General features: G+C 44.5%; 10 protein-coding genes. 4 read left to right on the forward strand and 6 right to left on the reverse strand.

The window, feature by feature from the left end; translation table 11 throughout:
• Positions 1-228: 228 nt before the first annotated feature.
• A complete protein-coding gene (locus V7K31_RS25975; protein ID WP_335098106.1) occupies positions 229-1,650 on the forward strand; it encodes an LCP family protein in 1,422 nt (473 codons plus the stop codon).
• A gap of 152 nt (positions 1,651-1,802) precedes the next feature.
• Here V7K31_RS25975 and V7K31_RS25980 read toward each other — a convergent pair whose 3' ends face one another.
• Entirely contained in the window at positions 1,803-2,879 is a 1,077-nt protein-coding gene (locus tag V7K31_RS25980) for an anthranilate phosphoribosyltransferase family protein (protein ID WP_335098108.1), read from the reverse strand.
• Positions 2,880-3,369: 490 nt separating this feature from the next.
• Between V7K31_RS25980 and V7K31_RS25985 the strand changes: the two genes are divergently transcribed.
• Together V7K31_RS25985 and V7K31_RS25990 are read left to right on the forward strand one after the other, a co-directional pair.
• Entirely contained in the window at positions 3,370-3,996 is a 627-nt protein-coding gene (locus V7K31_RS25985; protein ID WP_335098110.1) for a DUF1003 domain-containing protein, read from the forward strand.
• Positions 3,997-4,108: 112 nt separating this feature from the next.
• Positions 4,109-5,587, forward strand: coding sequence for an alpha-amylase (locus V7K31_RS25990; protein ID WP_335098112.1), 1,479 nt, complete (start codon positions 4,109-4,111; stop codon positions 5,585-5,587).
• 327 nt (positions 5,588-5,914) lie between these two features.
• On the opposite strand, the gene V7K31_RS25995 is transcribed toward V7K31_RS25990, so the two are convergent.
• From V7K31_RS25995 to V7K31_RS26015, 5 genes are all read right to left on the reverse strand, one after another.
• A complete protein-coding gene (locus V7K31_RS25995) occupies positions 5,915-6,862 on the reverse strand; it encodes a LysR family transcriptional regulator (protein WP_335098114.1) in 948 nt (315 codons plus the stop codon).
• Between the two features lie 248 nt (positions 6,863-7,110).
• A complete protein-coding gene (locus tag V7K31_RS26000) occupies positions 7,111-7,893 on the reverse strand; it encodes a WGxxGxxG-CTERM domain-containing protein (RefSeq protein ID WP_335098116.1) in 783 nt (260 codons plus the stop codon).
• Between the two features lie 867 nt (positions 7,894-8,760).
• Complete coding sequence (locus tag V7K31_RS26005) at positions 8,761-10,083, reverse strand: HEAT repeat domain-containing protein (RefSeq protein WP_335098308.1); 1,323 nt, start codon at positions 10,081-10,083, stop codon at positions 8,761-8,763.
• Positions 10,084-10,185: 102 nt separating this feature from the next.
• A complete protein-coding gene (locus tag V7K31_RS26010) occupies positions 10,186-10,602 on the reverse strand; it encodes a QcrA and Rieske domain-containing protein (protein WP_335098119.1) in 417 nt (138 codons plus the stop codon).
• A gap of 398 nt (positions 10,603-11,000) precedes the next feature.
• A complete protein-coding gene (locus V7K31_RS26015) occupies positions 11,001-11,195 on the reverse strand; it encodes a hypothetical protein (protein ID WP_334951613.1) in 195 nt (64 codons plus the stop codon).
• 737 nt (positions 11,196-11,932) lie between these two features.
• Between V7K31_RS26015 and zwf the strand changes: the two genes are divergently transcribed.
• On the forward strand, positions 11,933-13,465 hold the full coding sequence (gene zwf / locus V7K31_RS26020) for a glucose-6-phosphate dehydrogenase (RefSeq protein ID WP_335098122.1): 1,533 nt from the start codon (positions 11,933-11,935) through the stop codon (positions 13,463-13,465).
• Positions 13,466-13,468: the final 3 nt, after the last annotated feature.

Consider the following 13,468-nt stretch of genomic DNA (forward strand, 5'->3'; position numbering starts at 1 on the left):
TTATCCATAATATCTAGTCAAATCCAGTTTATTATTGCCATACTTCAGTAAAACATCTCCAGGTTGCCCCAAAATAAAGATAAATGCTGCTATAAGTGTTGTGGTTGACACTAGATTAAAAAAGTTAGCACTGATAATTAAGAGTTAGCTATTATGGGTTGATTTGCCAGCATCTTTTTAGTCTGCAAATTTACCGAATTTGATTAGTCAGTAAGTGTGAGGAAGTCTGTGACCATTCAAAGAAGTTCGGCGGAAGAAAACCAGTCGGGAAAAGCCTCAAAGCCCAGTAAGAAAATTTCCCAGAACTCGAAATCGGGACGTTGGCTGTGGTTTTGGGTAGGTATGAGTGGTATTGCGATGGTGTCAGCAACCGCAGGGGCGCTTTTGGCGGTGTCTTTAACCAGTACGCCTTTGCAACAAGCCCAGCTAAGTCCAAAGGATGAGGCGGTGTTTGATGGCGATCGCATTTCTGGAGGTGTGCTGCGATTTTCAGAATTAACTCGCCCGGTGAATCTCTTAGTTTTGGGGATGAGCGTACTTCCCCCGGATATCCAAAACCCTCCCCCAGAAACCAAAAACCTCAAATACCAGCCCCAGCTAAACTCCTTTGAAGGTCTTTCGGATGTGATGCTCTTGCTCAAATTTGATCCGGAGACCAAAAAAATAACTATGCTCTCCATTCCCAGAGATACCCGCACAGAAATAGAGGGGTATGGGGTAAAAAAAATTAATGCTGCCAATGTTGACGGTGGTCCAGCTTTGACTGCCAAAACCGTCAGTAATCTCTTAGGTGGGGCGGGAATTGATCGCTATGTCCGAATTAACGTTCTGGGAGTTGCCAAGCTGATCGATGTTTTGGGTGGCGTTACAGTCTACGTCCCCAAAAATATGAAGTACCAAGATGATTCTCAGCATTTGTACATCAATTTGAAAGCGGGTAAGCAGCATCTTAACGGCGATCAGACTCTGCAATTGCTGCGTTTTCGCCATGACGAACTCGGTGATATTGGTCGGATTCAACGGCAGCAAATGGTCATGCGTGCTTTGATGGATCAAACACTCAACCCAACTACTCTGACTCAATTACCTAAAGTTATGGATGTAGTCAAAGACCACATCGATACCAATTTGACGGTTGAAGAGTTAGTGGCGCTAATGGGTTTTGGGGTGCGGACAAATCGCTCTAATATGCAAATGTTAATGCTGCCAGGTCGCTTTAGCGAGAAAGGCGAGTTTGATGCTAGCTATTGGTTGCCCAACAAAAAGGGTATTGCGAAACTGATGGCTCAACACTTTGGTTTGGAGTCAGAACAGGAACACCTGGCGACTACAACTGACCCCCGCTCTTTGCGTGTAGCAATTCAAGATAGTACAGGTGGCGATCGCTCTAACCTCCGACCATTAATTAGAGCCTTGGAAAAATCTGGATATAGCAACATCTATGTAGCCAAAGCATGGGGGGAACCTCTAGATGTAACTCACATTGTCGCCCAACAAGGAGATGGTGACAGTGCCGAATCAATTCGCAACACTTTGGGATTTGGAGAAGTGCGTGTAGAAAGTACTGGCAATCTTGGCTCAGATATCAGTATCCAAGTAGGTCAGGATTGGTTGCAACAAAAATCTATTTTAGAGCAGTCTACTAAATAATTCGTAATGACGCTCTCTACGAGACGCTCTTGCTAGCTTGCTTCGACCTAGGAGTACGCAGACTCGCTTTTCGCGTCGTTATTAACGTAATTCGTAATTAATTACGAATTATGTTGACACTCTGAAAGTACTGAACTGTTTACACAGCGAATTTAATTTTGAATTTTGAATTTTGAATTTTGAATTGCTAATAACTGGCTGAGTTCTTGGAGTTTAGCTGCTACTGCACCATTGGTTAATAATTCTTCTGCCTTAGCTAAACCCTTTGACATATCTGAACAAATACCACTTCGCCAAAGGTAAAATCCACCATTCCACAAGGCTGTTTGCATTAGTTCGCCTGGTTTACCTGCCAAAACCTCCCGAATATTCGCCACCAGTTCTTCAGTAGTTCCAAGGGGTACGTTCTTGGTAGTAAAGCCGTAATCACGCGGTACGAGGTGCAATCGTTCTACCTGTTGGGATGCTACGGATGAAGATAAGCTGATAATCGCAGTGCGATCGCGCGGTAAGTCGCAACTACCTTCTAATCCTTTGACTAGTGTAAATTTTGTTACTCCCCGCAGCCCCAGAGCTATCTGAAACATCCCTTCTGTTGGCGGATGAACAAACCCAGCAATTACGTGAGCATCCCCAGCATAAGGACACCAGATTAGCTCCATTGTGGCCAAGGGCGGACGTTTGCCGAGTTGGTCGCGGTACTCCCAAATACTTTTAGTTAAGGGAAAATGCTGAGGTTGATAAATAAAGCCGATTCCGGTTTGCTCAAACACCTGCTGGGTTTTTGCTAGTGCTAGGGTAGTCCAATCGACTCCTAAACCCTGCCAAATATCTATTAAGGGTAATCCATACTTAGTTGGTAGGCGATCGCCACCGTGCATTATCACTGGTTGTCCAACTGCGGCGAGTAGTAAAGTTGTTACCGGGCTAATTGGTGCTGTGCGTGTTCTACCATCATAGGGGATGCCAAGAGCGATCGCTGGTCGCCCAGAGACGATTGGTTGCAGTTTTGGCCCCAGTTCCTCATAGGCATCCAACATTCCCGCTAACTCTTCCCCCGTAGGACGCTTGATTCGATGAGCAATCAGAAACGCTCCGATTTGGGCTGGTGTAGCTTCACCCAATAGCATCATTTTTGTAGCGGTGGCTGCTTGGGCGCGAGTTAAATTCTCGGCTGTGTGGTTTCCGCTACCTACTTTTTGCAGGAATTCCCTAAATACATTGCTCATTTGTCCATTGTCCTCTCTGAAAATAACTAATGACACTTAAAGTAAACCAAAAAGTTTTCCCAAAGAGGGATGCCTCCGGTGGGCATAGGTGTCAACTTAACGTGAAATGGGCGGTTATAAACCCCGTCTAGACAAACAAAACCCACCGATCTGGGTTCCAGACAAGGGGATTTTGCCCCTTGTTTCCTTAGTCCGCCTCCGCGGACTTCGTTTGTGTAGCCGCTCCATTCGCTTGGGCTTAAGTTGACACCAATGTGCGGTGGGCTACGCCTATACTAATTGAATTTACTTAGTTTAAAGTGCTATATAGTACTTACTATCTAATTACTTGTTATACTGCTCTGAAAGGGTTCAAAAAATGAAATGCTCAAAGTAGTACACCACAAGTTAATCACGGTGTAATCAGATTTTCAGCCTCTTGAGATCCATTTGCCGACAGCATCAGAAGATAAGCAATAATCGACTAACATCTAGATTCAGGAGTTGCTGCATGACACAAAAAACAAACGACACAGCCAACAAACACTTAAGTTCAGGTGCTAACAAACTCAAAGAGAAAGCTTCTCGAAATCATGTACTCACGGCTCCATTACCAGACCCGATTGCAAAAAATATTGAAGCGATTACTTCACTTCATACCCAGGAAATTCGAGATATTCCCGCCCACCAGCGGATACTAGAAGCGATCGCTACATTCTTTGGGCGATCGATATTTCTGTATAGTTTACTACTCATACTAGCTATCTGGATTTTTAGCAGTTTTTTTGATCGCTTTTTGCCATTCAACCTGCCCTTGTTTAGCTGGTCAGATCAAGGCTTAGACGCAGCTGCATTGGTGATTTCAACCGGAGTGCTGGTGCGACAAACTCGCCAAGAAAACTTTGCCGAACAGCGAGCGCAACTGATGCTACAGCTTAACCTACTTTCCGAGCAAAAAATTGCCAAGATTATTGCTCTATTAGAAGAACTGCGTACCGATTTGCCTGATGTGATAAATCGGCATGATTCAGAAGCTCAATTGATGCAGGAAGCTGCTGACCCGATTGCGGTATTAGAAGCACTCCAGAAAAACCTAGCTGAAGAGCTGTCATCCACAGAAGAAAACAATATGAGTTGATCGCAGTTTTTAGTGGACTTTTCTTCTATTTAGAAACATCAAACAAAACTTAAAGTATAATTTTTGTGTCGGCAATAACAATTCATCGTAATATTTGAGTAGAGGGATACAGATGGCTCAACTGAATGGTGTAATGATGCAGTACTTCCATTGGTATATCCCTCCAGATGGCAATCTTTGGAATGAGTTTAAAGAGAAAGTCAAAGAGTTAGCTGATGCAGGTGTTACATCTGTTTGGTTACCCCCAGCTTACAAAGGAACAGGGGGTGGCTTCGATGTCGGCTACGGGGTCTACGATATGTATGATCTAGGTGAGTTTGACCAGAAAGGCTCGGTTCGGACAAAGTACGGCACAAAAGACGAGTATATCGCTGCTGTCAAGGCTGCAAAAGATGCTGGTATTCGAGTGTATGCTGATGTTGTCCTCAACCACAAGTTAGGTGCAGACCTAGAAGAAGAGGTGGAAGCAACGCCCTATAGTCCAGACGATCGCAACCAGGCGATCGGTGAGATGCAAAAGATTAAAGTCTGGACTCACTTTACCTTTCCAGGTCGCCAAGGCAAATACTCCGATATGGAATGGCACTGGTGGCACTTTGACGCAGTTGATTACAACGTTTACAACGAAGGTGAGAACGCAGTTTATCTGTTTAAAGATAAACATTTTGACGACAACGTTGACCTGGAAAAAGGCGCTTTCGATTATCTCATGGGATGCGATCTGGATATGGAGAGTCCAGAAGTTCGCGAGGAGTTGAATCGCTGGGGTGAGTGGTTTGTAGAAACCACTAATATAGATGGCTTTCGTTTTGATGCCGTTAAACACGTGAGAGCTGGCTTTTTCCCAGAATGGCTGATTCACTGTCGCCAAAAGGCAGGTCGCGATCTCTTTGCCGTCGGTGAATATTGGTCTTATGAAGTTGAAGCGCTCCACCATTTCCTTAACATCACCGGTGGCAATGTGATGTTATTCGATGCGCCATTGCACTATAACTTTAGCCTTGCCAGCACACAAGGCAATGACTACGACATGCGGCAGATATTTGATAACACCTTGGTGCAACAGCAACCTGCTTTAGCTGTCACCTTAGTTGACAATCATGATTCTCAACCCTTGCAGTCGTTGGAGTCTGTAGTAGAAAGCTGGTTTAAACCGTTGGCTTATGCGTTGATCCTACTGCGAAGTGAGGGTTACCCCTGTATCTTCTATGCGGATTACTATGGTGCTAATTACAAGGATAAAGGCCCAGATGGCAACGAGTATGAGATTTGGCTCGATAGTCATCAATGGATAATTGATAAATTTTTACACGCTCGTCAAACCTATGCCTATGGCGACCAATACGATTATTTCGATCACGCTAATACAATCGGCTGGACACGCAAAGGAGATGAAGAACATCCTGGCGGTATGGCGGTTGTTCTGAGTAATGGGGGAGAGGGGACTAAGTGGATGGAAGTTGGGCAACCCAACAGCACTTACATTGACATCACTGAACATATTAGTGAACCCGTCACAACGAATGATGAGGGTTGGGCTGATTTTCGATGCAGTGCTGGTTCGGTTTCTGTGTGGGTTCCACAGTCGTAGTCGGGGTTTTAGTAGCATTTATGCAGAAAGTTACGCGCTTAACAAACTTTGCCAAAAAGAAAACTTAGGCAGTACTTTCTGAATAAGCCACAACCCTTTTCTTCCGTTATAAAGCAATTAGATATTGCCTAAATTGCCTCATTTTAGGCAATGTTTAATAACTACTCTTCAGAATCATCAGGGTTTTGAGCGTTTCTATGATGGGGCATCAGCTTCTGTTTTAGGCAATGAATAACTGTCTCAAAGAAACAGACCATTAGCAGCAATGGCGTACCCGCCCGCTTTATAGCGATCGCTCTTCTCTTAAAAACTTTTTGGTTTACTGACTTAAGAGGCCGATCGCTGCTGATCAATTTGTAATGGGATATTTTCGCGCACGAGTTGCCAAAAGTGCTTGATAGGGGGAATTTGCAGCCCGTCTTGAGTTGTTACCATCACTACCCGACGAGTTAAACTGGAACCATCTGCTAAACCACTAGTACTATTGCTGGCTAGGGTGCGAATCGCCAGGGTAGGGTCAAGACGAGCTTCCACTAATGCTGATTGAGGTAGCAAAGCTATCAGTTGTCCTTGACGCACGATCCCCCGGAAGGCGTCTAGGGTATTTACCTCTAAAACCGCCTGGAGTTTAGCTTCCATTCGCTCAAATCTATCTTGTATTAAACGCTGCATCCCATAACCATCTTTAAAAACCACTTGGGGATAACGAATTAGCTCCGACCAAGGGACGCATTCATATTGGGCTAGTGGATGATTGGCTGCGGTTAGAACTTCTATAGGTTCATCATAAAGTACTTCTACCACCATTTCTCTGCCAGTGGTTAAAAAGCGATTATTCATCACAATTGCTAAATCCACCAATCCATCTTTGAGGACTTTCAGGGCGCGATCACTTCCCAATGAAGTCACCCGCAATTGCACATCTGGATAATCATCACAAAACTTTTGCAACACTGGTGGTAAGTAAGATCCACATAGAGAGTGAATCACAGCAATGCAAAGTTCTGGCTGCTTTCCGGCGATTAAATCAGCTAATTCTTCTGTAGCTGTCTGCCATTCTTGGCAAATTTTGCGGACACGGGGTAGTAAAGATTCACCTCCCAGTGTCAATTTTGCATGACTAGTTCTGTGAAACAGTTTTACACCCAAATGTGCTTCCAATGCCTGGATTTGGCGACTAATCGTAGATTGGGTAACACCAGATATTCGCGCTGCTTGTTGAAAGCTGCCGGTTTGTGCGATCGCTAGAAAGGCTTGCAAGTGCTCTAAGCGCATCTCTATGTAGCCTGAATTACATTTATCTCTTTTATTAAGTTAACGGTTTTTTATCCATAATTTAGTATAGTTTGTTACATTAATTTTTCTCTTATTTACATTCTTGTTTTCGTATGATTTCATCTCGAACGTTTTTTTAATCCCCCCATGAACGGTTACATAATAAGCCAACCCCAAGAGTTTTTTTGTCAGTATGAATTGAAGTTGGCACAAATGACAGCTGTAGGACTCCTAGAGTGTTGTAAATACTATCTAGAGCGAGGAGAACGTGTTACTTCATCAGGATCGCTATAAGCCCGGACTTTTTCCCGATTACGAGCCAGACCTGCTAAACCGGCTAAACCAAGCAAACCTAGCCAACCCCAATCGAAACCGCGATCGCTAGTTCTTTGGGAAGCTGCGATGCCTGTATTTCTGTTAGTATCTGTAGTTCCACTGCCTGTGGAATCAGTGCCTGTAGTTCCACTGCCTGTGGAATCAGTGCCTGTAGTTCCACTGCCTGTAGTTCCACTGCCTGTGGAATCAGTGCCTGTAGTTCCACCGCCTGTGGAATCAGTGCCTGTACCTGTCGAATCAGTGCCAGTACCTGTAGTACCAGTACCTGTAGTGCCAGTACCACTGCCTGTAGTGCCACTGCCAGTACCTGTAGTACCAGTACCACTGCCTGTAGTGCCACTGCCAGTACCTGTAGTACCAGTACCACTGCCTGTACCTGTAGTGCCAGTACCTGTAGTACCACTGCCTGTACCTGTACCTGTAGTACCACTGCCTGTACCTGTCATGCCACTGCCTGTACCTGTCGTGCCACTGCCTGTACCTGTACCTGAGCCACTGCCTGTACCTGAGCTACTGCCTGTACCTGAGCTACTGCCTGTACCTGAGCTACTGCCTGTACCTGAGCCACTACCACCACCACTGCCACTGCCGGAGCCTCCACCTTGCGCCGAAACAGAAGGAGGTAAGGACACAGAAGCGAAACTTATGGCAAAAACAGTAGCTAAAATAGTTTTAGATAAATCAAAAGGCTTCATGCTTATGGTTCCTGTTGTGTTCTAGATTTTTGTGGTTTATTGATTTTCAAAACTGATATTGTCTACTCAATCCACTGGTAAATTAGGGTAATTTTGATAAGGCAGATTGAGCAGTCTTTCACCTAGTTTATTTGGGAAAAACTGAAAGCATTTGAAGCTCCCACAACAACTTACTATTCGTTAGAGTCAACGAATTCATAATCAGTAATAGACCTATTATGAATTTTTTGATTACTCTATATTCAGGATAATTGCTAATTTTTTGCCTGACTTCTACCATAAGTATAAAACAACTTATATCGCAGGAATTAATTTGGCCTTAAAGTCAGTCTATAAGCGTGAAGAGAATAAAACATTTTTGAGCTTGCAATTAGATAAGCATACCTCAAAATAAACACAATCTTTACACTGGGGGTTTTACCCTAGATTGGCACACCTACAAGAGGGTTGACAAAACATTCACAAGGATATTTATGTGTATGATATTTTTTGAATATTAAAGTATAAAGCTACTTATTGCAGACAAAAAACAAAATATTTAGGCATAAGATTTCTTGCCAAGAACGATGTTTGAGTAACTTATTCAGATACGTTAACTAAGTAGGCAAGAATAGATCAAACTATGTTATGCAATCATTTGGATATAAATAAACGAAAAATTTTAAGCAGCCAGATGTTATCAGACGTTGAGACTCTATTGAAAATACTCTACAATCTTATTTCATCTGAGAACTTATAACTTCATACTTCAGGTGGGTCTTACTTTAGACTTAAGGAATATTTTTATTGCCAGTTACTTTGTTATCTGATTTCACTGCTTATATTCTCCATATTGGGTATTTATTATCAATGCGTAAGTCCTACAATTTACCACTCAGCTAAAGCGATCGCTATTCCTTGTTGCAAATCTGGTGTCAGTGTAGCGTTATTTGCTAACTGCTGTAACTTTTGATGTGCGGCTTCCCCATCCAGATTTTTCAGTGCAGCGATCGCATGTAGTCTCACCGATGCATTAGAATCGGCTAGCAGTGAAATCAATGGTTCAATAGCTTGCATTTTGCCTAACTGTCCTAAAGACAGGGCGATCGCACTTTTAACGTTAGCAATCTCGGTAACTGGATGTTGCGTTAGCGAAGCTCGCCGAAGGCATCGCAGTATTTGCAGTAAAATTTCTACGGCTGGTGTAGTTAACTGCGGCTTTTGGACTCGCCCCAAAACTCTAACAATTTCTTGCCAAAGTGTCTCGGATATGATTTGGTTAAATGCTGTTTGTAAATATTCCAAACTGGATGGTGTCTCCATCCAACTTAAAGCGCGAATGGTTTCTAATTGAAGCTTTATCGGTGTATGGGGTGATATTAGCAAATCAAATAATTGCTGGGCTGCGTCATCACAACCCATCCGAGAAAGGGAGACTACGGCTGCACAACAAACTTCAAGGTTAAAGTCGTGCAGCTTTGGTTGCAGTCTCGTCACTAAATCTAATCCTTGGCGTAAGTCGGGGCGAAAACCTAAACCAAGCACTGCTGCACGCCTAACTGTGGCAGCTACATCATCCAGAGCGTTCAACAATACTGGCGGTACACGTTTGTCATGAAAACTGCTGAGGGCTTCAATTGCGGCGGCGCGAATTGCTGCTTGTGGATCTTGTATTACACTTAACAGGGGCGTGATGGTTTCTGGTTGGCGAATACAATAGAGCGATCGCACTGCTAAAAGCCGTGTATCTTCATCTAATAGAAGTTCAGAGAGGGCAGCGATCGCAACAGTACCCATTTGCCCCAATGCTCTAGCTGCGATCGCTTTGAGTTCTTCATCCTCATCGGTTTTCAACAATTCAATCAAGCGTGCGATCGCTTCTGGGTGCTGGAATTCGCCCAAAGTCCGTGCTGCATACCAGCGTAATTCTTCGTCTGCGTCTTCATCTTCTAATATGTCAATGAGTGGTGGGATGGCAATATTTCCCAAGTGAGTCAACACCTTGGTAATTTCCCAGCGTTGTTGAAAATCCTCCATTTCTAAGATTGAAAGTGCTAATCTCAGCAGATATTCTCGATTTTTAATTATCTCTGGATGTTCCGAGTCTACCCCTAAGATTAATTGTTGCAAATATTGAATTAGCGATGAGCAATCAGCTGCATCATATGCTGCCTGGGCTTGCACCAAAAGCTGGTTGATGTTACTCACAATATCCGGCTTTAATTATCAATCTTCTGCCTCCTGCCCTTCGGGTTTGCCACTTGCTTTATGCCGGTGAAACCGTCCACCGCAGTGGCCAACCTCCTGTCTCCACTAGGTTGCTTTAACTACAACTGAATTACCCTCAATTTTGGCGGCATAAGTTTTCAGCGGATTTGTCGCTGGGCCTTTTTGCACCTTACCATCAGCCCCAAATTCTGAACCATGACAGGGACAAGCGAATTTTTTCGCCTTAGCTTGCCATGCTACGGTGCAACCTGCGTGAGTACATGTAGGGTTAACAGCTGTCAGATTTGCGGCTTTAGATGTACCGATTACCAACACAGGCCCGACGGGTGAATTTTTCGCCAGCAATTGACCTGTTTTATCTAAGTCTGCCGAAGTGCCCACTGTTTGCCAATCCTTGGATGCTGCTGTAGTCGTCTGGGAAGAACAGGCTGCGATCGCTACAGGTAGGGAACTCGCTATCCAACCCAAACCTACCCAATTAATAAAATCACGACGTTTCATAGCTGGTGAAATAATATCTAAGTTTTAGCTAACATCTGTCATCTGAAATACCCTTCATTAGGCGTTTCGCGTCGCTTATTGAGTAGGGTAAGAACTTCTCAACTAGGCTTTATATAATCGTTGTCCATAGACATCCAGTCCAAACGCATCTTAATTGGAGCGGAAAATGAGGTATAGATTAAGATTAACACTGCTCTAGATTTGTACCATAGCAGTGTTAATCTTGTACAGCCTCTCTAACCCTAGCTAACAACAGTCAAATCGGTGAGGTGCGCCTTCTGACTTGAGGGTGCTCAACAATGTGGAGTAAATAATAAGGTATTCAATCCACCATTGTTGAGTTAAGTTCCTAATCAAAACCGAGGCAGTTAAACCTAGACTCTTTGTCGGAGTTAGCCTTACTCCTGATCAACTTTTTCAATATCATCAGGTGTACCAGTGGCAGAAATTTTTGATGGGCCAGATTTACCTGCACCCGAGTTGCCTCCAGAAGCCCCAGCACCGCCTGAATGTTTAGAATCCGTGTTGCCTTGTTCTTCCTGAAGCTGTTCAAGGCGGTTTTTTTCTTGAGCTTTATCTTTTTGGTCAGCCATATCTTAAAAACATTTTTCGCTACGGGATCGCTCTTAACTCTATCATTTTCCTTATTCTGGCGACACCAAAGGCAAATGCTCTTAATTGGGGTAAGTAATATCATGTCCGGGTAATTCGTTGTGATTCCCATAATCATTGCACCCCTCCCCGCCGGAGGGGAGGGGAGACAAACCATAGCTTTGGCGGGGTGGGGTTCTTCGGGTTTAATAAGCAATCAAGCGGGCATGATATAAGTGGGTCAAAATAAAACCTCACCCTGCCTCCGGCTTCCCTCTCCTTAGTAAGGAGAGGGATTGAGGGTGAGGTTTTATCTTATAGCAGTCGCAAAAGCCGTTAGGACAAGTTGGCGGTAGACGCGTTCAACAGGATACATTGTGAATTTATCGTTGTCCTAACCATCTTGGCGGTTGCTATATATTTAATTGTGCCTTCCTACTTAATCAGGGCGCTCATGTTGCCCACCCCACAAGATATTGAGAAATTTTAATATGCAAATTTAGATGTGTTTTAGCTTACGCCGATGAATTCATACAGGACTGAACCTAATTCACCATTCGCCACTATTACCTAAAATTTGTACATCAGGTGTTTGATTCTGGAGAAGGCCAGTGGACGATTACTGCTGCACTCTACCAACAATTAAGCTCCAGAGATGAAGGTGAGTTTGCAGATAAACTGCTGTCTGCAATGCGCTATAGTTTGGTGGACATCTTGAAGAACATGCGGAGATTTTATCATGACGGCTGCCACCACGCCCCAGGTTCCTGTTGAAGCCTCAATCCATCAAGTAGAACCCTGCGTGATCGTTATCTTTGGAGCAGCGGGAGATTTAACCAAGCGTCTGCTGCTTCCCGCCCTCTACAACCTCAAACAAAGCGATTTGCTGCCGCCGGAATTTGCGATCGTTGGAGTCGCACACAGTCCAATCAGCCAGGATGATTTTCGCAGCAAACTCGCCCAAGACATTCATGAGTTCGCAACGGTTCCCGTAGACGATCAAATATGGCAACCGCTTGAGCAGCGACTCTACTATCTTGCTGGTGAGTTTCAAGAAGCTGATACTTACCATCAGTTGCAAGACTTACTGACTCAAGTCGATCAAGACTGTGGCACTCAGGGAAACTATTTGTTCTATCTGGCAACTGCCTCTGACTTCTTTTACGACATCATTAGGCAGCTGGGCGCGGCAGGATTGGTGCGTGAAGACAACAATCAATGGCGGCGAGTCATCATCGAGAAACCGTTTGGGCACGATTTGGACTCGGCTCGTGCCCTCAACAAATCCATTGCTGCTGTCCTTCAGGAAAAACAGATATACCGCATTGATCACTACCTGGGAAAAGAGACTGTACAAAACATTCTGGTGTTTCGGTTTGGTAATGGCTTGTTTGAACCAATTTGGAATCGTGAACATATTGATCACGTACAGATTACCGTAGCCGAAACGGTTGGAGTCGAAGGCAGAGGCAATTTCTATGAAGGCACAGGCGCATTGCGGGACATGGTACAAAACCATCTGTTTCAACTGCTGGCAATGACGGCGATGGAACCGCCAATTTCGTTTTCAGCCGATGAGGTGCGTGATGAAAAGTCAAAACTATTGAAGTCGATCATTCCGCTCACTGCTGAAACTGTGCAAACTCATACTGTAAGAGGACAGTATGATGCGGGAACGGTGAAGGATACTCAAGTGCCTGCTTATCGCTCAGAGCCACGAGTTGCGTCCGACTCTACCACTGAAACTTATGCTGCTTTAAAGCTGAATATCGACAACTGGCGCTGGGCAGGGGTGCCGTTTTATCTGCGAACCGGCAAGCGTATGGCTCAACGCGTGACGGAAATTGTAATTCAGTTTAAGCAAGTACCCTCACTATTGTTTCGCCAAACGTCGATTGAGCGCCTCACGCCTAATTTCTTAACCATCCGTATTCAACCAGAGGAAGGAATTCACCTCCAATTTGGTGCAAAGGTGCCTGGCCCTGCCATGAAAATGGATGCGGTGGAAATGGAGTTTTGCTACACTGACCACTTTGGCAAAATCCCAAGTACCGGCTATGAAACCTTGCTGTACGATTGCATGATCGGTGATGCCACTTTGTTTCAGCGCGCAGACAATGTAGAACTGGGCTGGAGCGTCGTCAGCCCAATTCTGGAGGACTGGGCAAGCACTTCACCTGAAAACTTTCCCAACTACACAGCAGGCTCATGGGGACCATTGGCAGCAGATGATTTGTTGGTGCGCGATGGTAGGCAGTGGCTCCCGAATTGACCG

Source organism: Nostoc sp. (assembly GCF_036917675.1).
Lineage (GTDB): Bacteria > Cyanobacteriota > Cyanobacteriia > Cyanobacteriales > Nostocaceae > Nostoc.

What these genes read in the sequence shown, in the direction of transcription:
- V7K31_RS25980 (WP_335098108.1), bottom strand. Translation starts at nt 2,879, where the DNA reads ATGAGCAATGTATTTAGGGAATTCCTGCAAAAAGTAGGTAGCGGAAAC.
- zwf (WP_335098122.1), top strand. Translation starts at nt 11,933, where the DNA reads ATGACGGCTGCCACCACGCCCCAGGTTCCTGTTGAAGCCTCAATCCAT.
- V7K31_RS25985 (WP_335098110.1), top strand. Translation starts at nt 3,370, where the DNA reads ATGACACAAAAAACAAACGACACAGCCAACAAACACTTAAGTTCAGGT.
- V7K31_RS26010 (WP_335098119.1), bottom strand. Translation starts at nt 10,602, where the DNA reads ATGAAACGTCGTGATTTTATTAATTGGGTAGGTTTGGGTTGGATAGCG.
- V7K31_RS25990 (WP_335098112.1), top strand. Translation starts at nt 4,109, where the DNA reads ATGGCTCAACTGAATGGTGTAATGATGCAGTACTTCCATTGGTATATC.
- V7K31_RS26015 (WP_334951613.1), bottom strand. Translation starts at nt 11,195, where the DNA reads ATGGCTGACCAAAAAGATAAAGCTCAAGAAAAAAACCGCCTTGAACAG.
- V7K31_RS26000 (WP_335098116.1), bottom strand. Translation starts at nt 7,893, where the DNA reads ATGAAGCCTTTTGATTTATCTAAAACTATTTTAGCTACTGTTTTTGCC.
- V7K31_RS25995 (WP_335098114.1), bottom strand. Translation starts at nt 6,862, where the DNA reads ATGCGCTTAGAGCACTTGCAAGCCTTTCTAGCGATCGCACAAACCGGC.